General features: G+C 63.4%; 23 protein-coding genes. 14 read left to right on the top strand and 9 right to left on the bottom strand.

Annotated elements, in window-relative coordinates; translation table 11 throughout:
* Position 1 precedes the first annotated feature (1 nt).
* The 5 genes from cysS to KBY67_RS11740 form a co-directional block, all read right to left on the bottom strand.
* Positions 2-1483, bottom strand: a complete 1482-nt coding sequence (gene cysS, locus KBY67_RS11760) for a cysteine--tRNA ligase (protein WP_255111234.1) — start codon at positions 1481-1483, stop codon at positions 2-4.
* Between the two features lie 63 nt (positions 1484-1546).
* A complete protein-coding gene (locus tag KBY67_RS11755; protein ID WP_255111233.1) occupies positions 1547-1804 on the bottom strand; it encodes a hypothetical protein in 258 nt (85 codons plus the stop codon).
* Between the two features lie 90 nt (positions 1805-1894).
* Positions 1895-2473: a hypothetical protein gene (locus tag KBY67_RS11750; protein WP_255111232.1), complete on the bottom strand. Its 579-nt coding sequence runs from the start codon at positions 2471-2473 to the stop codon at positions 1895-1897.
* Between the two features lie 347 nt (positions 2474-2820).
* Positions 2821-3510, bottom strand: coding sequence for a hypothetical protein (locus tag KBY67_RS11745; RefSeq protein WP_255111231.1), 690 nt, complete (start codon positions 3508-3510; stop codon positions 2821-2823).
* 184 nt (positions 3511-3694) lie between these two features.
* The gene (locus tag KBY67_RS11740; RefSeq protein ID WP_255111230.1) at positions 3695-5074 is read right to left on the bottom strand and encodes a hypothetical protein; all 1380 of its coding nucleotides are present in this window, start codon (positions 5072-5074) and stop codon (positions 3695-3697) included.
* A 123-nt stretch (positions 5075-5197) separates the two neighbouring features.
* Between KBY67_RS11740 and KBY67_RS11735 the strand changes: the two genes are divergently transcribed.
* The 13 genes from KBY67_RS11735 to KBY67_RS11675 all read left to right on the top strand — a co-directional run bounded on the left by KBY67_RS11735 (position 5198) and on the right by KBY67_RS11675 (position 12900).
* Complete coding sequence (locus KBY67_RS11735) at positions 5198-6319, top strand: polysaccharide biosynthesis/export family protein (RefSeq protein ID WP_255111229.1); 1122 nt, start codon at positions 5198-5200, stop codon at positions 6317-6319.
* Between the two features lie 6 nt (positions 6320-6325).
* Positions 6326-6835: a dual specificity protein phosphatase family protein gene (locus KBY67_RS11730; RefSeq protein WP_255111228.1), complete on the top strand. Its 510-nt coding sequence runs from the start codon at positions 6326-6328 to the stop codon at positions 6833-6835.
* 71 nt (positions 6836-6906) lie between these two features.
* A complete protein-coding gene (gene gmd / locus KBY67_RS11725; RefSeq protein WP_255111227.1) occupies positions 6907-8034 on the top strand; it encodes a GDP-mannose 4,6-dehydratase in 1128 nt (375 codons plus the stop codon).
* A gap of 98 nt (positions 8035-8132) precedes the next feature.
* The gene (locus KBY67_RS11720) at positions 8133-8489 is read left to right on the top strand and encodes a nucleotidyltransferase domain-containing protein (RefSeq protein ID WP_255111226.1); all 357 of its coding nucleotides are present in this window, start codon (positions 8133-8135) and stop codon (positions 8487-8489) included.
* Positions 8486-9445, top strand: coding sequence for a GDP-L-fucose synthase (locus KBY67_RS11715; RefSeq protein WP_255111225.1), 960 nt, complete (start codon positions 8486-8488; stop codon positions 9443-9445). The genes KBY67_RS11720 and KBY67_RS11715 overlap by 4 nt, the downstream gene beginning before the upstream one ends.
* Before the next feature lie 9 nt (positions 9446-9454).
* Positions 9455-9826 (top strand): nucleotidyltransferase domain-containing protein, encoded by a 372-nt coding sequence (locus tag KBY67_RS11710; RefSeq protein ID WP_255111224.1) that lies wholly within the window; start codon positions 9455-9457, stop codon positions 9824-9826.
* Entirely contained in the window at positions 9823-10221 is a 399-nt protein-coding gene (locus KBY67_RS11705) for a HEPN domain-containing protein (protein WP_255111223.1), read from the top strand. The genes KBY67_RS11710 and KBY67_RS11705 overlap by 4 nt, the downstream gene beginning before the upstream one ends.
* A gap of 137 nt (positions 10222-10358) precedes the next feature.
* A complete protein-coding gene (locus tag KBY67_RS11700; protein WP_255111222.1) occupies positions 10359-10613 on the top strand; it encodes a FitA-like ribbon-helix-helix domain-containing protein in 255 nt (84 codons plus the stop codon).
* Positions 10610-11029 carry a type II toxin-antitoxin system VapC family toxin gene (locus tag KBY67_RS11695; protein WP_255111221.1) on the top strand — a complete coding sequence of 140 codons (420 nt, stop codon included), beginning with the start codon at positions 10610-10612 and terminating at the stop codon, positions 11027-11029. Before KBY67_RS11700 ends, KBY67_RS11695 begins: the two co-directional genes overlap by 4 nt.
* 178 nt (positions 11030-11207) lie before the next feature.
* On the top strand, positions 11208-11429 hold the full coding sequence (locus KBY67_RS11690) for a ribbon-helix-helix domain-containing protein (protein WP_185467111.1): 222 nt from the start codon (positions 11208-11210) through the stop codon (positions 11427-11429).
* Entirely contained in the window at positions 11429-11788 is a 360-nt protein-coding gene (locus KBY67_RS11685; protein ID WP_255111220.1) for a type II toxin-antitoxin system VapC family toxin, read from the top strand. The genes KBY67_RS11690 and KBY67_RS11685 overlap by 1 nt, the downstream gene beginning before the upstream one ends.
* Before the next feature lie 109 nt (positions 11789-11897).
* Positions 11898-12542 (top strand): Uma2 family endonuclease, encoded by a 645-nt coding sequence (locus tag KBY67_RS11680; RefSeq protein ID WP_255111219.1) that lies wholly within the window; start codon positions 11898-11900, stop codon positions 12540-12542.
* Between the two features lie 136 nt (positions 12543-12678).
* Positions 12679-12900, top strand: a complete 222-nt coding sequence (locus KBY67_RS11675) for a hypothetical protein (protein ID WP_255111218.1) — start codon at positions 12679-12681, stop codon at positions 12898-12900.
* A gap of 39 nt (positions 12901-12939) precedes the next feature.
* Here KBY67_RS11675 and KBY67_RS11670 read toward each other — a convergent pair whose 3' ends face one another.
* Both KBY67_RS11670 and KBY67_RS11665 read right to left on the bottom strand, forming a co-directional pair.
* Positions 12940-13296: a nucleotidyltransferase domain-containing protein gene (locus KBY67_RS11670; protein WP_255111217.1), complete on the bottom strand. Its 357-nt coding sequence runs from the start codon at positions 13294-13296 to the stop codon at positions 12940-12942.
* Positions 13293-13595, bottom strand: a complete 303-nt coding sequence (locus KBY67_RS11665; protein ID WP_255111216.1) for an HI0074 family nucleotidyltransferase substrate-binding subunit — start codon at positions 13593-13595, stop codon at positions 13293-13295. The genes KBY67_RS11670 and KBY67_RS11665 overlap by 4 nt, the downstream gene beginning before the upstream one ends.
* A 353-nt stretch (positions 13596-13948) precedes the next feature.
* Here KBY67_RS11665 and KBY67_RS11660 point away from each other — a divergent pair, with 353 nt between their 5' ends.
* The gene (locus tag KBY67_RS11660) at positions 13949-15820 is read left to right on the top strand and encodes an ABC transporter ATP-binding protein (protein WP_255111215.1); all 1872 of its coding nucleotides are present in this window, start codon (positions 13949-13951) and stop codon (positions 15818-15820) included.
* A gap of 164 nt (positions 15821-15984) precedes the next feature.
* On the opposite strand, the gene KBY67_RS11655 is transcribed toward KBY67_RS11660, so the two are convergent.
* Positions 15985-16110, bottom strand: a complete 126-nt coding sequence (locus KBY67_RS11655) for a hypothetical protein (RefSeq protein WP_255111214.1) — start codon at positions 16108-16110, stop codon at positions 15985-15987.
* A 141-nt stretch (positions 16111-16251) separates the two neighbouring features.
* Positions 16252-16788 (bottom strand): DDE-type integrase/transposase/recombinase, encoded by a 537-nt coding sequence (locus KBY67_RS11650; protein ID WP_255111213.1) that lies wholly within the window; start codon positions 16786-16788, stop codon positions 16252-16254.
* Between the last annotated feature and the right edge of the window lie 146 nt (positions 16789-16934).

Below are 16934 nucleotides of genomic sequence, written 5' to 3'. Positions count from 1 at the left end.
GTCAGCGCCGGATCCACTCGGTGGTGCCATCGGGGCGATCGATCAACTCGATGCCTTCGGAGCGCAGCCGGTCGCGGATGGCATCGGCCTCGGGGTAGAGCTTCTGCTGGCGGGCAGCCAGGCGCTCGCTGATCAGGGATTGGATCTCGGCCTCCTCCGGCCCGGCACCCGCTTTGGCTTTGCTGCTGCAGAGAGACTCCGTCTGTAGGCCCAGGACGCCGCTGAGGTCCTGCAGCAACAGCCAACGGGCGTGCAAGGAACGATCCTCGCCGCTGGCCTCTGATCCACGCTCGAGCCGCCGGGCCAGGGCCCGCAGGGGACGGGCGAGCTCGAACAGCACCGCCAGCGCGGCGGAGGTGTTGAGATCGTCGTCGAGGGCCTCGATGAATCCCTGGCGGCTGGTCTCCAGCCCCGCGTCTTGGCCAGGGGCGGGTTGGGTCGCAGCGGCCACTTCCGCCCAACCCAGTGCCGCGCTGAAGGTGGTGTTCAGGCCCAGCCCGAGGGCTTCGTTGAGCCCGTGCCAACCGGTGGCTGCTGCGTCGAGGGCGTCGCGGCTGAAATCGAGGGGTTTGCGGTAGTGGGCCTGGAGCACGAACAGGCGCAGGGTCATCGCTGATACCCCACTGGCCAGTAAGGCACGAATCGTGGTGAAGTTGCCGAGGGATTTCGACATCTTCTCCCCGTCAACATTGACCATGCCGTTATGCAGCCAGTAGCGCGCCAGGGGTTCCCCGTTAGCCGCTTCCGACTGGGCAATTTCATTCTCATGGTGGGGAAAGATCAGGTCCGATCCCCCCAGGTGAATGTCGATGGTGGTGCCCAGTTCCTGCCTCACCATCGCCGAGCATTCGATATGCCATCCCGGGCGCCCCGGACCCCACGGGGAGGGGAAGCTTGGCTCTCCAGGTTTGACCCCTTTCCAGAGGGCGAAATCAAAGGGATGGCGTTTACGGGATTCCTCGTCGCTGTTGAGCCTGCCGCTGGCTCCCTCCTGTTGATCGCTGAGAGTGCGTCCGCTGAGTTTGCCGTAATCGGGCCGGCCGATCACTGCGAAATAGACATCCCCGTCGGCGGAATAGGCGGCACCTGAGGCTTCCAATTCAGCGATCATGTCGCGGATGCCATCAAGGCATCGGGTGGCGCGGGGGACTCTGTCAGGAGGAAGAATGTTCAGGGAGTCCATATCATCACGGAAGGCCGTGATGTTGCGTTCGCTCACCGCCTCCATCGAGCTGCCCTCTTCGGCGGCACGCTTGAGAATCTTATCGTCGATGTCGGTGATGTTCTGAACGAAGGTGACACGGAAACCCCGCCAGATCAGATACCGTCGCAGTACATCCCAGACGATGTAACTTCGGGCATGGCCGAGGTGGCAGAGGTCGTAGACCGTGACTCCGCAGCAATAAATCGAAACCTCACCGGGCACCCTGGGTTGAAAGGGTTCAGTGCGTTTGGTGAGGGTGTTGGTGAGCCGCAGGGTCAAGGCTGGCCATCAGGAGATGAAGTCACCGTAAGGGGTCGTGGCTCCGACCCTGCGATCAGCTGATCACCAGAGGCCGCGCACGGGAACTTCCTGGAACACGGGCTGAGGCCGGGCCACCTGATAGGTGCAGGCTGGATCAGACGTCCTGAATCCCTGGGCTACGAGGGGATCCTTGATCACGCTGGCCTGGGTGATCGTGGCGGTGACCGCACTGAGGGTGCGGGGCTTCAGGCAGCTGGGAAGGTCGGCGAGATCAGCGGCGAAGGCAGGGGCTGCCAGGGTGCTGCAGGCGAGTGCACCGGTTGCGAGAATTCTGACCATGGCGGAGAGGCGTGTCGGACTGAATTGAGTGTAATCGGGATGGTCAGAGGCGAACCAAGAAAGGAACGCGCCGACCATCCTTCGGCAGCATCAACGGGACACGTTGCCGCTGCCGCCGCCGCCGCCGCCCCCGTTGAAGCAGCCAGCAATGGCGCAGCCACCGACACCCAGGATGATTCCGACGATTGGAATCCAGATGGGGAAGGGATTGGCGGAGGCTGGTGAAGGCGGAATGAGCCCACAGGGGCTGGTTTTTCTGGACATGCTGGTGGCCGCCTTGGCCAGCTGGAAGCAGCAGGGAGTGATCCGCTGCGGCAGGGCATAGGGGCCATCAGGCAACAGCGCACAGAGGGTCTCACCGTCGCGCAGTTCGCGCTCGTGCTTGATCGTGAGGGTGAGACGATCCTCGGAAATGGTGACGTTGGGTGAATTCAGGGGGATCGACTCCACTTCCTCGCCGTTGGAGCCATCACCGGCATTGGCGCTGCGCCGGCGGATTGAAATGTTTCCGGTGAGGTTGAGGGGCAGGGGACTGGCGTAGCGAATCTCGAAGTCCTCGTCGCCGGAGAGGAGAGAGGTGACATTCCTCGACTCTTCATCGCTCACCTCAGCCTGGCTGAGCAGCTGGCCATCACTGGCCAGGGTGGGTTCAGGCGGAGCAGGGGCCATGGCCTCAAGGCCTGGCAAAGCCCGTACTCCTTCGGAGTTCACCCGCACGAGATTGACCGAAGCTCCTGGAAACGCGTGCACCGGCAGGGTACTGACCGTGAACGCGGAGAGAACAGACAGAGGAAATACTGAGCGCATGCACGCCGTCCCAAAACTATGAAGCGCTTCGCCATTATGCCTTCTCCAGCAGGGCAAAAACGTGATCAACAAGACACACGTTCAGAATTCAACCCTGGGCTCGGTTCACGACGTCGCCTCGTCAATCTCTGATCCACTCGGCAGGGTCCATAAAAACTGGGCTGACCTTTTGGTGTCAGCCCAGGGACAGAGAGCCGGAGGTGCTGCGTTCAGCGGGAGGGCCTGCCGCGTCCACCACCACCACCACCATCGTCACCGTTAAAGCAGCCGGCGATGGCGCAGATGCCGACCCCAAGACCCAGACCCACGGGAATGATCCACCAGGGGAAGGGCTTGCCGGCCGGGGCCACATACGCTGCGGGCGCGGCTGCGGCCACGGTGAAGCAGCAGGGTGTGCTGCGGGTGGGAAGGGTGCCGGGCCCATCGGGGAGCAGGGCACAGATCACCTCGCCAGGGGTGATGGTGCTTTCCGGATTGATCGTGATGGTACTGCGATCACTGGAGAAGCTGACGCGATCGGAGTTGAGGAAGATGCGTTCCACCTCGTCCCCGGTGGCCTTGTTACGAAGTGAGATATAATCAGAGCCGGAGAACTGGGGAAGTGCCCCCCGGTACTGGACCTCAAGGTCTTCGGCGCCGGTGGGCAACACCGTGATGTCACGGTCGGTCTGGGTGTCGCCTGAAGCCTGGCTGATCAGCTCTAGCGTTCCTGGGGCCGAAGGAGGAACCTTAACCGAAGGGGGCTGAAGGCCAGGAAGGGCAGTAACACCATCGCCGTTCAGGCGCACAAGGTTGACACTGGCGCCTGGGAAGGCCCGAACGGGCAGAGTGCTGACAGAGAACGCCGTGGCCGTGGCCAGAGCCAGAGGAACGGTGAAGCGCATGTAAAAACGTTCCATAAGACGGGTAAGTTTAAATGTAGGAGCAACAATTGGCTTTGGCAGGATCTGGTCACAAACCAGATTGCAAAGCGTCTGATGGCTCTATTTCTTGCAATGATGCGGGTTCCTGATTCTGATCAGGATTGCTGATGGCCGTTGGGCCCGCGCCTTGAGCCAGCCCCAAGGGTCTGTGGCCGCAGCGTCAGAAGGACATCGTCAGTCGCCCGTAGTAGCGCGGTTCACAGGGGTTGGTGGTACATAGCCCATCCAGGTAGCTGGGGGTGTTGCCGAGGAAGTCCGTGGCGTAGAGAGAAAAGGTGAGCGGGATGGTCTTGATCGGGCGGACGGACAGGCCAGCTCCGATGCCATACCCGAACCACTCGTAGCCCAGGGACACCTGGCTGCCCAGGTGGAGGGTGAGGGCGCCGATCGGCCCCCAGAAGCAATCCGTGCCCTGGGGGTAGTTGAGGCTGCTGATGTTGTTGCCGCTCAGGCAGTTGGTGGATCCCAGCGTGCCGTTGCCGGCGTAGCCGTAGAAGTCGGAGCCGACGCCGGCGGTGGCCACGAACAGGATCGGGTTCTGGCCGCGGCTGAGGGGTATGGCCTGGGACATCACCAGGTAGAAGTTGCGGCCCAGGTCGGTGGTGTTGTCGAGCTGGATGATGTGCTCGCCGCCGAAGGCCAACCCCGTGGTGGGGGTGAGGTTGATGGCCGTGCGGAAGCCGAGGCTTTGGCCAGCGAACTGGCCGGTGCCTCGGTTGCGGCTGGTGAGGCTCTGAATCGTGTACTGGAAACCGAGGCTGGCGTACTCCCCCTTGAAGGGGGTGATGTCGAGGTAGGCCTCCGAGTCGGCGCAGTCGACCCAGTTCCCCCCAGGGGCCACCCGGCAGGAACGGGTTCGGCTGGTGCCGGTGAGGGTGGTGGAGACGGTGAACTCCCGGTCCTGGGCGAAGCCGTTGGGGACGTTCAGACCGGTGTCTGGATAGGGATCGCCATTGACGGTGATGCCCCTGGCGAGACCGCGCACTTTCGGCCAGATCGGGGGCGGCGGCTCGGGAAGGTAGGGAGGCTCGGGTCTGATGGTGCCGTTGGCCAGGGCGACAGAGGGCGTAAGAATCTGGTCTTCTGGCACCAGGTACCAGCGCAAGGTGGTCTCCCTGGCCAGCAATTGGCCGAACACTCCTGCTTCGGGGATGGCCTGGGCGGTGGTTGGAGTGAAGGCGAGGCTGCCGTCGTCGTAAGGAACCAGCTCCCAGGCCAACGAGCTCTCCGGCCTCGCCGCAATGGCCGTTTCAGGGCTAATGGGCAGGGATTGCGGCGGTTGAATCGGTGGAGGATTAGGGGGAATCGCTTCCCAGGTGAGGCTTCGGGCCTGCTGAGCAGGAGCGGGTTCAGCGGCTTTGGCCCGCAGCGTGGGAACCGGCGGCGGCGGCTGCCTGGGTACCAAGACCACAGGAGGTGGCGGGCTCGGCAGCTCCCAGACCAGGCTCTGGGCCTCCGCCGCAGGTCCAGCGATCATGCCGATCGAGGTCAGCAGGCTGAGCCATGGATTGAGGGTGGGTCCAGGCAGCCTGGCGGACACGTCGATAACGGCTGAAGATCGGATCGGCTTAATGTATCCGTGATGGCCAGCTGATGACTGGCCCTATGACGCCACCTTTTCAACCGGTGCATGGCAACATTCGGCCTACTGTCCGTTTCCGCGATGACGAGCCTGCGTGTGGAACTGGTGGGAAAGCGCTGGGCACTTCCTCTGCTGCTGCTCAGCCTCTCCAGCCCCCTGGCTCCAGTGGTGGCAGCTGAGCTGCGGCCTGGAGATCTATCCCAGGCCGATATGGCCCCCGGTGGCAGCGAGGGGATGCTTCAGGACGATGCCTACATACTGGGCGCCGGCGATGGGCTGAGCCTGAAGTTCCTGGCGGTCGAAGATCTCAGCGGTTCACTCGAGATCCTCAACGACGGCACCGTCTCCCTGCCTCTGCTGGGCAGCGTCAGGCTGTCGGGCCTGACGCTGTCTCAGGCCAGCCTCTGGTTGGAATCCCTTTACAGAAAACAGCTGCAGCGGCCTGATCTTCAGTTGAGCATCGTTCGTCCCAGGCCCCTGCGCATCGCTGTGGTCGGTGAGGTGGAGCGCCCGGGCATCTACACGCTCACCACCTCGGAAACCTCCACCGCTGAAGCCCCGGTTGTGATCAGTGGTCCTCCCACGCTGGTGGATGCGATCCAGAAGGCCGGCGGCATCACCTCGATGGCCAACCTGCGCCGGGTGGTGGTGCAGCGGCGTCTGCCCGGCGCCGACTCCCGCTTCAAGCGCGCCCGGGTTGACCTGCTTGCCCTGGTGAGGGACGGGGACCAGCTCCAGAATCCACTGCTCTTCGATGGGGACACGATCAAGCTGGAGCGGGTCTCCGAGCAGTTGGCCAGCAATTCAGCCGAGATGGCGGCCACCACCCTGGCTCCCAAGGAGATCACCGTGAATGTGGTGGGAGAGGTGAAAGCTCCAGGCCGGCTCCAGGTTCCTGCCAGCACACCGTTGATGCAGGCGATTCTGGCCGCCGGGGGTGTGCAAACCTGGCGAGCGAAAACGTCAAGGCTGGAACTGGTGCGGATCAACCGCAATGGTTCAGCGATGCGGCGAACCTATCCGCTTGATTTCAATCAAGGGGTGTCGATCGCCAAGAATCCACCGCTGGTGGATGGCGACACCGTGATCGTGAATCGTAGCCGTTACGCGATCAGTGCTGATGCCATCGGGGCCGTCAGCACACCTCTGAGCGGATTGGTCAATGTGTTGACCCTGTTCCGCCTGCTCGACAACAACAACTGAGCCTGCATGCGCATCACCTGGTTGTTGATGGATGAACTGGCGGTGGGAACCGCCCCGTCCAGTGCCGACGACCTTGATCGTCTCGAGCGGGATGGGGTCAGGGGGGTGTTCAGCCTTTGCGCCGCCGAGGAGGCACCTCCACCGGACGGGATGCCCGAGCGTTTTCTCTGCGTTCGATTGCCCCTGCCGGATCACCGCCATCAGTGCGCACCAACGCCGCAGCAGCTGGGCATGGTGCTCACGGAACTCACAAGCCTGAGCCGCCACGGGCCCGTGTATCTCCACTGCGTGGCCGGCGTCGAGCGCTCGCCCCTGGTGGCGATGGCCTGGTTGATCCACAACCGCCGGATGAGCTGGCAGGCCGCCCTCGACTACGTGCAGCAGATCCATCCCGGCACGAGCCCCTTGCCCGAGCAGCTGGCGGTGCTGAGAAGCTTGCCTTTACTGACAACAACAGCGAGCACTCATTGGCCAGTAGTAGACTGGTCAATATCTTTGTACGGCCAAAGGGGTTGAGTCGTTGGAGCCCTGCTCACGACCGCCCGACCATCTAGGGGTCGTGTGTCCCTGCTCGCCCTGCCGTTCCCATGACGTCACCCACGGCCCTGATCACCGGCATCACCGGTCAGGATGGTTCTTACCTGGCTGAGCTGCTGCTGGAGAAGGGCTACCGGGTTCATGGCCTTAAGCGCCGAGCCAGCAGCTTCAACACAGCCCGCATCGATCATCTCTACCAGGACCCCCATGAGCGGGATCCCCGGTTGACGCTTCATTACGGCGATCTCACCGACAGCAGCAACCTGATCCGGATCATCGGTGAGGTGCGCCCTGATGAGATTTACAACCTGGGTGCACAGAGCCATGTGGCGGTGAGTTTCGAGGAGCCGGAATACACGGCCAATTGTGATGGTCTCGGAACCCTGCGCATCCTCGAGGCGGTGCGCTTGCTGGGCCTGAGCGAGCGGACCCGTATCTACCAGGCCAGCACCAGTGAGCTGTACGGGCTGGTTCAAGAAACGCCCCAGAGGGAGAGCACACCCTTCCATCCCCGCAGCCCCTACGGGGTGGCCAAGCTCTATGCCTACTGGATCACGGTGAACTACCGCGAGGCCTACGGGATGTATGCCTGCAACGGCATCCTGTTCAACCACGAAAGTCCTCGCCGCGGTGAAACCTTCGTGACCCGCAAGATTACCCGGGGCCTGGCCCGCATTGCCGCTGGCCTCGAACCCTGCCTGTTTCTGGGCAATCTCGATTCACGCCGCGACTGGGGCCACGCCCGCGACTACGTGGAGATGCAGTGGCGGATGTTGCAACAGCCCAAGCCCGAGGATTTCGTGATCGCCACGGGGCGGCAGGAGAGCGTGCGTCGCTTCATCGAGCTGTGCGCGCTGGAGCTGGGTTGGGGCGGCCTCAGCTGGGAGGGACAAGGGGTGGAGGAGCTGGGCCGGCGTGCCGATACGGGGGATGTGGTGGTGCGCATCGATCCCCGCTATTTTCGCCCGGCGGAGGTTGAGACCCTGCTGGGTGATCCCAGCCATGCCCACGCCCGGCTGGGCTGGGCTCCCACTAGCACGCTGGAGCAGCTGGTGGAAGAGATGGTGGCGGCTGATGTGGAGGAGGCCGCCAAGGAATCCACCCTGCGCCGGGAGGGTTTCCAGGTGGTGGGCTCGATGGAGAACCCGCCGATGCATGCGCCTGCGGCTCCTGCGTGAGCGTGTTCAGGTGTGAGTGAGTTCGACGTGCGAAACCGGTACTTGGCGGCTTTTGTGCAGCTGCATGACACCCTCCAGGCACGGTTGGAGTCTGGAGTATGAGTGGATCGTTTAACTGCAACCATGCTGTTCCCGGACTTCCCGCTGAGGCCAGTGATCGGCTGCTCGCCCTGCTGGGTCGTGATCCGGAGGTGGAGCAGGTGTGGCTTTACGGATCACGGGCGATGGGCCGCCACAGATCTGCCTCCGACATCGACCTCACCCTCAAAGGACCGGCTCTCTCCCACGATGGCTTGTTGCAGTTGATGGCCGCCGTGGATGACCTGCTGCTCCCTTGGCAGGTGGATCTTTTTCTCTATGCCGAGTTGACTGCCGATTTCCGCGCTCACGTGGATCGGATTGTCCTGCTGCTGCTCGAGCGGGCGCCGTCAGCCCCTGAGGCCATGCCCCGATGAGCCTGATCACGCCTGCCGAGCGGATCTTCGTGGCAGGCCATCGCGGCATGGCCGGCAGCGCCATGCTGCGCGCCTTGCAGGCGAAGGGCTACACCAACCTGCTCACGGCCGGCCGCGATCTACTGGATCTGCGGGATGCTGGCGCGGTGGAGGCCTGGTTCGCCAGCGCCAGGCCGGAGGTGGTGGTGCTGGCGGCGGCGAAGGTGGGCGGAATCCTGGCCAACAGCACCTATCCCGCCGACTTCCTGCTCGACAATCTCAAGATCCAGACTCATGTGATAGAGAACGCCTGGCGCCATGGGGCCAGGCGATTGCTGTTTCTGGGCAGCAGCTGCATCTACCCGAAGTTCGCCGAGCAGCCGATCCGGGAGGAGGCGTTGCTCACCGGCGAGCTCGAGCCCACCAATGAGTGGTATGCGATTGCCAAGATCGCCGGCCTCAAGCTCTGCGAGGCCCTGCGCCTCCAGCACGGCTTCGATGCGATCAGCCTGATGCCCACCAACCTCTACGGGCCCGGCGACAACTACAATCCCAGCAACAGCCATGTGCTGCCGGCCCTGATCCAGCGCTTTCACGAGGCGAAACTGGCCAGCGACGAGAAGGTGCTCTGCTGGGGCACGGGCACGCCGCGACGGGAATTCCTGCATGTGGATGATCTGGCTGAGGCCGCGGTGTTCTGTCTGGAGCGGTGGCAGCCGACCGGGGAGGAGCCCAAGTTCTTGAATGTGGGTACAGGTGTGGACCTGCCGATCCGCGAACTCGCTGAGCTCGCGGCCCACACCGTGGGGTTCAGGGGAAGCATCGCCTGGGACACCAGCAAGCCCGACGGCACCCCCCGCAAGCTGCTGGACGTGAGCCGGCTGTCGGCGCTGGGATGGCAGGCCCGGATTCCCCTGGCCGAAGGGCTGGCCAGCACCTATGCCAACTGGTTGGTGGCAACCTCCCGCCAGCCTTAGCCTGATTCGATGGGCACCCATCACCCTTCCACGTTCTCGCAGCTTCGTGAGGGTTTGCAGCACCGCTTCGAGGCTGCGCTGCAGCAGCGTGTTCAAGCCACCCTGGCTGACCATGCTTTGACTGGTGGTGGCTGTGAGGTGTGGCTGTTCGGCTCCAGGGCCCGTGGCGACTGGGATGGGTTATCGGATACCGATCTGCTGGTGGTGGCCGATGGCCAGGATCAGGCCGATCAGATGGCCGACGTGCTGCTGGATGCGGGCTTGGGGGCCGATGTGATCGCGCTCAGCAGGGCCCGCTGGCAGGCCATGGCCAGCAGTGATTCACCCCATTGGAGATCCATTCATCTGCAGGCCAGGCAACTGCTGAGCTTCGGGCCATGAATGCGCGGCCCCAGGCCTGGGCTCGGCAGGCCCTCAACGACCTTGAGCTGGCCCGCCTGGCCAGCAACAACGGATTTCAGGCGCAGGCCTGTTTTTTCGCGTCTCAGGCTGCCGAGAAGGCCTTCAAGGGCGCCCTGCTCAAGCTGGGACAGGAGCCCCCTCACACCCTTGTCCTGAATGATCTCGTGCAAGCCCTGGCGGCTGAGGGGGCGGATGTGGGGGTGATCGAGGCCTTACCCCTGAAGGCCCTCACCCGCATGACCATCACTAGCCGCTACCCGATCGATGCCACGCCGCCATCGGAGCTGTTCGATCGAGCTGATGCGGTTCAGGCGATAGCAACCGCCGAGGCCGCGATCAGCTTCGTGAACCAGCTGGATCGACCGGCTTCCTGACCCCCCCCGGCGAATTCGGGCATGCGGCACCAGCCGGAGTCGGCGCGCATGAAGCAACAACCCACTCGTCATGATAGCGGTGCTTGAACTGCCCGCGATACTGATAGCGTGATAGCAGCTTGGTCTGGGATGGCTTGATGGCGCAGTTGCTGGTTCGCAATCTGGATGTGTCGGTAAAGGAGGCGCTGCGACGTCGGGCTCAGCGCCATGGTCGCAGCATGGAGGAGGAGGCCCGCCTGATTCTTCGGCAGGCGGCGGAAGCGGAGCAGCTGCCGCCCGAAGGTCCAGGGCTGGGGTCACAGATGGCGGCACTGTTTGCCGGCGCAGGGCTGAATGAGCCCATTGGCGAGTGGCAGGGTCAGGAGGCTGCACCGGCAGTAGTGGGCTCGTGATTCTGCTGGACACCAATGTGATCTCGGCCGTGATGCAGAACCAGCCAGACCCTGCGGTGGTGTGCTGGTTGGATGACCAGTCCGCCCAGGAGGTGTGGCTGCCGAGTGTGGTGGTGTTTGAGTTGCGCTATGGAGTGGCAATCCTGCCTGCCGGCCAGCGCCGCCGCTCCCTGCAGCAGGGGCTTGATCAGTTGCTGGAGCAGCTTGTGCAGGATCGAATCGCCCCCCTGGATGGCCTCGCGGCCAATAGGGCCGCGATATTGGCCGCCGAGCGCAAGGCCAAGGGACACTCAGTCGATCTGCGTGACACCCTGATTGCTGGCATTGCCTTGGCCCGTGGTGCACAGCTGGCCACCCGCAACTCACGCCATTTCAGCGACACCACCATCGGACTGATCAATCCATTCCCCGATTGAGCCATCTGCTGCGGAGGCTGCATGACCCTCGCTGCAACCTCTGCGGTCACCCCAGCAGCGGCCAGCTGATCAGAGAGAAGGCTTCTGAGGGATGTCCATCTGCCTGGCCTGGATTTCGACACGGGCCATGCAATAACGTCATCTGATCACGTCATCACATGGTCGAGCGGGGTCTGACATGCGAACGATCGTCGACTTGCCTGAGCCTGAGCGCGAGCAATTGGATGCGCAGTGCCGGCAGCTCGGCATTTCAAGGGCGGCAGCCCTGCGGGAGGCTTTGCGGCTGTGGCTGAAGCAACAACACCCCAGACACGAGAAGGTCTTTGGCCTCTGGAAAGACCGACCGACTGATGCACTGGTGCTGCAGGAGGCGTTGCGGCAGGAGTGGAGCCATCACTGATGCTCTTGCTCGACACCAACATCTTGATTGATGTACTGCGCGGCGAGAAGGCCAGCCTGGAGTGGCTGGATCAACAGCAGCGACCGGCGATCAGTGAGTTCACCTGGATTGAGGTGCTGGTGGGCTGCCGTGTTGGTGAATCCGCTGAGGTGGAGACCTGGCTGGAGAGTTTTCTTCGGCTGGCGCTCGATCACAGCATCGCCAGGGAAACCGTGCTGCTGCGGCAGCGTCATGGCCTGAACGTGCCCGACGCGATCATTCTGGCCACAGCCACCGTGCATGGGCTCACCCTGGCGACTCGCAATGTTCGGGATTTCCCCTTGACGCTTCAGAACGTGCTTCATCCCTATGCCCTTTGACGGGTGACATTGATCAGATCCTGTCGGCACTGACCACCGTGATCTGTGGCAGTGGACTGTCGCCAGGGCTTGGATCCATCTATCGTGGATTTGATGACATCGATGCGTCATGACACTGGTCCACGCTCCACCCCTTGCTGATGCGCTGGCTCCTCTGCTGCTGCCGGAGCAGCTGCAGCTCACGCCAGAGCAGTTCGAGTTGGTGTGTGCTGCCAATCCTGAGGCGGTACTGGAGCTCGATGCCGACGGCCAGCTGATCAGCATGACCCCCACCGGTGGCGAGACCAGCAGCCGCAACAGTGAGATTCTGTTCCAGCTGCAGCGCTTTGCCAGAAGCGCTGGAGGCTGGAAGGTCTTCGACAGCTCCGGAGGCTTCCGCCTTCCCGACGGCTCCGTGCTCAGCCCGGACGCCTCCTTGGTGCGTCTGGATCGCTGGCAGGCGCTCACCCCCGAGCAACGCCGCGGCTTCCCTCCTCTCTGCCCCGACCTGGTGGTGGAACTGGCCAGCCCCAGCGATCAGGGCCCGCGTGGCGTGAGTGCCCTGAGCCGCAAGATGGCTGCTTACCAGGCCAACGGCGCCGCCCTGGGCTTGTTGTTGCTGCCGGAAGAGCAGGCGGTGGACATCTGGCCTGGCCGTCAGGCTCAAGGCGTTGATCTGCCGGAACCCCAGCGTCTGGAGGGCGCCACTGAGCTCGATGGCGGCGACGTTCTGCCTGGTTTAAGGCTGGATCTGAGCGAGATCTGGCAGGGCTGAGATGATCTATGCCAGTCGGAATGCGGGTTCCCAAGCTGATGAGGAAGCCCTGGCCCTCGGAGTTGCCGTGACAGCCTTCACCTTTGAGCTTGACCACGGCCATCTGTCAGCGAAGAAAGCCTGCAATCGCCCTTAGGTGCTGAATGATTCGCAAGAACTGAAACTTTTTGCTGATTATTTCCCACGCCTTCAGGAGATGTGTCACCAAGCGGATTACGATCCCGTCGTGCGCTTCAAGCAGGCCGAAGCCGCCAGTGCCATCAACGAGGCAGAAGTGGCGCTGATCGGCCTTCAGGCTGCCCCAAAAGACGAACAGCTCGACTTCACGACCCTTGCACTGGCGATGATGCGCAGCTGATGGTCGGCCTGAGCCCCCCACCACACCAGATGTGGTGTGTCATTCGCCAGGCCAGCTCGCCCCTGGCTGCTCCCACAGCACCACCCCTGCCCTGGCGATGTGCTCCAGCAGGGTGGGGTGGTCGATCAGATGCTGGAGCTGCAGATCGATCCGCCAGGGCAGGAGCAGATCATCCAGCTCGGCGCCGAGCAGCAGCACCTCGTTCAGTCCAAGGGCCGGGGCCTCTAGGCACAGGTCGATGTCGGATCCGGAGCGATGCCGGCCCAGCGCCCGCGATCCGTACAGAATCACTCGCCGCACCCCCGGATGGCGGCGTATCCCCTCCAGCACCTGGCTCGTGGCCTCCGCTGGAAGGCCAGGGATGCCGGTCTCGATCGGTTCTGTGGATGCTGTCAACGCTGCCTGGCCCGCTCCGCCATCTCATCATGCAGAGCCTGCAGCTCCAGCCCATACGTTTCCACGATCAGGACGGCGATCTCGTGGGCCAGGGAGGGGTTGTAGGTGTGGCTGGTGAGATTGCGGCTGCGGATCATCGCCATCCAGATGGCTTCGCTGCCCGGGCTGAGCAGATCCCTCACCACGGCCTCCCGCACGGCATCCCGCGAACCGCTGACACCACTCACACCCTGATCCACCAGGAAATCCTTCAACAGCTGCCAGCTCAGTTCATGGGTGAATTCGAAGGCCTGAATCAACCCCTGCTCCTCCAGCTCGCTCAGAGGGCGCGGCCGTAGTTGTCCAGGCGTTGCAGCCAGCGCACATCCGCTACCGCCATGGCTGGATCAGTCCCAATCGACCGAATGAGTCTGGCCCACGCCGTTGAGCCGAGAGCTTCGCCAGGCTGAAGCCGCTGTCACAACAGCCCTGCCTGCTTTGTGTCGATCACCGTGGTGCTGGCGCTGAACCGGCCACCTGCAGGCCACTCTCGTTGGCTGGACGCCGATTCAGCAGAGCTCGCCGAGATCCAGCCTGGCTGAGTAGAGCCATTCGTACTGGATTCTTTTTCTTCTTTTAGTCCCTGGTTTTCCCGTTGCATTTGTTACGTGCTTTGATTCCGCGCCCGCTCCGGCGCCTGTCCCGTGCCCTGCTGGCTCCGTTTCTCGACCCGCAACCAGCATCACGTCTGATTCGGCTGACGGCACGCCAGCAATGGAAGCTGCTGGCTGTCAATCTCACCACCAACCTGGTGGAGGCGTTCGGCGAGGGGGCCACGTTCGGGGTGATCTTCCTGGCGGTGGAGATGCTCTCCAGCCCCACCGCCGTGAGCTGGGCCAGCCATCCACTGGTGGGGCACGTCCCCGCCCTGGGGGATCTGATGGCGGCACTGCCCCGCACCACGCTGTTCCTTTCACTGCTGGGTTTGGCCCTGCTGCTTCAGGCCGCCCAGAGCCTCGCCCGTTATGGCAACGCTGTGAGCCTGGGCTACTTCGCCGCCCGTTGCCGTGCCCTGATGACGGCCCGGATCCACAGCCAGATTCTCAGCTTCAGCTACCCCTTCGCCAGCCACTACCGGGTCGGGGATCTCACCGACCATGCCGGACAGGGTCCGGAGGCGATCCGCCTTCAGATCGAGGCTACAGGCCGGCTCCTGGTGACCGTCCTGCTGATCGGGGTCTACCTCTTTATCCTGGCGGGGCTGTCGCCCTGGCTGCTCGTGGTGGCATTGGGTCTGGCGGTCCTGATCCTGCAGATCCAGCGACGCATCCTGCCCCGCATCATGGACAGGTCGGTGCAAGTGTCGGGGATCGAGGTGGAGATCAGCACCCTGATCACGGAGGACATCCAGGGCCTGAGGTTGCTGCACAGCAGTGGCCAGCTGGACGCCGCTGATCAAGCCCTGAGGGGTCGCATGGGCCAACTTGAGCAAGCCCTGCGCAGCCGCAGCCGCCTGATGGAGGTGATCGGGCCGATCACCAGCTTCTTGCCGGTCGCGGCAATGGCCCTGATGGCCGCGCTAAGCCTTCTGTTCTTCGGCAATCGCAGCACGGGCGTTCTGCCCAGTCTGGTGACGTTTGTGTTGGCCCTGCAACGATTGAATATGCGCTTTGCCGGTGTTGCCGGCATCACCAACCAGCTGGCGGAGAATGGCGGCCGCCTTCGGCGGCTCAATGGGATCCTTGGCGGTGACGGCAAGCAGTTCCGCCGTCTTGGGGGCTGTGCCTTCGAGGGGCTGAAGCAAGAGATCCGTTTCGAAACGGTGGGCCTGCAGTACGCACCGGATCTGCCGCCGGTGTTGTCGGGCATCGAGCTCACGCTCCCGAAGGGCCAGACGCTGGCGCTGGTGGGGCCGAGCGGGGCGGGCAAGAGCTCGATCGCCGATCTGCTGGTGGGGCTTTACTGCCCCAGCGAGGGAAGAATCCTGATCGACGGCCTGGATCTGGCCGGGCTGGATCTGGCCAGCTGGCAGCAGCGGCTGGGAGTGGTGAGCCAGGACACGTTCCTGTTCAATGACACCCTGGCGGCGAACATCGCCTTTGGCTGCCCTTGGGCCACGAGAGCCGACATTGAGGCCGCGGCGGTCGAGGCTCAGGTCTCTGGCTTCATCGGGGCCTTACCGCTGGGCTACGACACGCTGGTGGGGGAGCGTGGCTACCGCCTGAGTGGTGGTCAGCGTCAGCGGATTTCGCTGGCCCGGGCGATCCTGCGCCATCCGGAGCTGCTGATCCTGGATGAGGCCACCAGTGCCCTGGACAGCCAGACTGAGCAGCTGGTGCAGCAGGCGATCGAGCGGTTCGAACAGCAATGTACGGTGCTGGTGATCGCCCATCGGTTGAGCACGATCGTGAAGGCTGATCAGATCTGTGTGCTCGATCACGGACGAATCGTGGAGCGTGGCCGCCATTGTGAACTGTTCGCCATCGAAGGGCTTTATCATCGCCAGTGGACACAGCAGGCCAGCCATGTCCTGACAGTTGGTTGAGGTAGTGCTCAAGCCATGGTCACGGGCATGCCCACCCCTTGCAACGCTGGACGCTGAGCGGAACGTCTGAGGTGTGCGCTCTACCCCGGCTACGCCGTGGTAGAGGTCCCCTGGGATTTACACCAACACAGGGGACGCAAGCGCCTCACGTCTCGGACCCAGTGTCATTCGTTTTCAATGGCCCAGCGCTGCCTCACCAGGCGCAGCAACGCTTTGGGGCTGGTGCGCAGGGTGGTGATGAAGTGGCGTACGGGACGGAATGGCTTTCCGTCCCGTACGCCGGTGGACACCAGCTCAATGATCCAGCTGGCACCGCTCCAGCGCTCACGGATCGCCGCGGTGGCATTGCGGGCGCGGAGATCCCATCTAACCTGGCGGCCGTGGCCTGCCTCGAAATCACTGATCTCGACTAGGTGTGATTTCCCAGCAGGTCATTCAGCGATCAGCAGTCGCTGGAGGCACTGCTGAGGGCTGAGGCCACCGAGAGCCATGTGGCACCTGTGGCCGTTATAGATGCCCAGATAACGAGGTGGCCAGCAGTTGCGTTCCTCTGAGGTCTGGTAGGCGATGACGTAGGCCCATTCCGCCAGGAGAGTTTTGATGAAACGCTCCGCTTTGCCGTTGGTGTGCGGCGTGTAGGGCTTGGTGCGGATGGGCTTGAGATCCAAGGCCCGGCAGGCTTTTTGCCAGTCACCGGAGCGGTAGGCTGGACCTTTGTCCGAGAGAACCCGGCGGCAGGTGATCCCCTGCTCCGAGAACCAGCCGACGGCCCGGGCCAGGAACCCAACAGTCGTCGCCCTCTGCTCGTCGGCGAGCACCTCGACGTAGGCCAGGCGGGTGGCGTCATCGATGGCGACGTGCACTTTCTCGTAGCCGGCACCCGGTGAGCAGCCTTGACGACGGTCGCCGGTGATCCGATGACCGACACGCTCGAAACGGGCCAGCTGTTTTGTGTCGACATGGATCATGTCGCGCGGCTGACTGACCGACACATCTCAGGTAAGACCGTCGACTGAGACAGCACCGCACAGAGCATCGAGGAGCGGCGGCAGCTCAATTCGTGTGAACCAGGGCTGCTTCTGGCGGCGCTGCACGCCAAAGCTGGGGATGCAGG

The organism is Synechococcus sp. RedBA-s (genome assembly GCF_024345495.1).
Classification (GTDB): domain Bacteria; phylum Cyanobacteriota; class Cyanobacteriia; order PCC-6307; family Cyanobiaceae; genus Regnicoccus_A.
Note: the sequence above shows the minus strand (reverse complement) of the source record. Positions and strands in the feature narration are given on the sequence as shown.

Bases quoted from the DNA above. Each gene is read 5' to 3' on its own strand.
- KBY67_RS11755 (WP_255111233.1), bottom strand. From the start codon at position 1,804: ATGGTCAGAATTCTCGCAACCGGTGCACTCGCCTGCAGCACCCTGGCA.
- KBY67_RS11750 (WP_255111232.1), bottom strand. From the start codon at position 2,473: ATGGCCCCTGCTCCGCCTGAACCCACCCTGGCCAGTGATGGCCAGCTG.
- KBY67_RS11745 (WP_255111231.1), bottom strand. From the start codon at position 3,510: ATGGAACGTTTTTACATGCGCTTCACCGTTCCTCTGGCTCTGGCCACG.
- KBY67_RS11735 (WP_255111229.1), top strand. From the start codon at position 5,198: ATGACGAGCCTGCGTGTGGAACTGGTGGGAAAGCGCTGGGCACTTCCT.
- KBY67_RS11730 (WP_255111228.1), top strand. From the start codon at position 6,326: ATGCGCATCACCTGGTTGTTGATGGATGAACTGGCGGTGGGAACCGCC.
- gmd (WP_255111227.1), top strand. From the start codon at position 6,907: ATGACGTCACCCACGGCCCTGATCACCGGCATCACCGGTCAGGATGGT.
- KBY67_RS11720 (WP_255111226.1), top strand. From the start codon at position 8,133: ATGAGTGGATCGTTTAACTGCAACCATGCTGTTCCCGGACTTCCCGCT.
- KBY67_RS11715 (WP_255111225.1), top strand. From the start codon at position 8,486: ATGAGCCTGATCACGCCTGCCGAGCGGATCTTCGTGGCAGGCCATCGC.
- KBY67_RS11710 (WP_255111224.1), top strand. From the start codon at position 9,455: ATGGGCACCCATCACCCTTCCACGTTCTCGCAGCTTCGTGAGGGTTTG.
- KBY67_RS11705 (WP_255111223.1), top strand. From the start codon at position 9,823: ATGAATGCGCGGCCCCAGGCCTGGGCTCGGCAGGCCCTCAACGACCTT.
- KBY67_RS11700 (WP_255111222.1), top strand. From the start codon at position 10,359: ATGGCGCAGTTGCTGGTTCGCAATCTGGATGTGTCGGTAAAGGAGGCG.
- KBY67_RS11690 (WP_185467111.1), top strand. From the start codon at position 11,208: ATGCGAACGATCGTCGACTTGCCTGAGCCTGAGCGCGAGCAATTGGAT.
- KBY67_RS11685 (WP_255111220.1), top strand. From the start codon at position 11,429: ATGCTCTTGCTCGACACCAACATCTTGATTGATGTACTGCGCGGCGAG.
- KBY67_RS11680 (WP_255111219.1), top strand. From the start codon at position 11,898: ATGACACTGGTCCACGCTCCACCCCTTGCTGATGCGCTGGCTCCTCTG.
- KBY67_RS11650 (WP_255111213.1), bottom strand. From the start codon at position 16,788: ATGATCCATGTCGACACAAAACAGCTGGCCCGTTTCGAGCGTGTCGGT.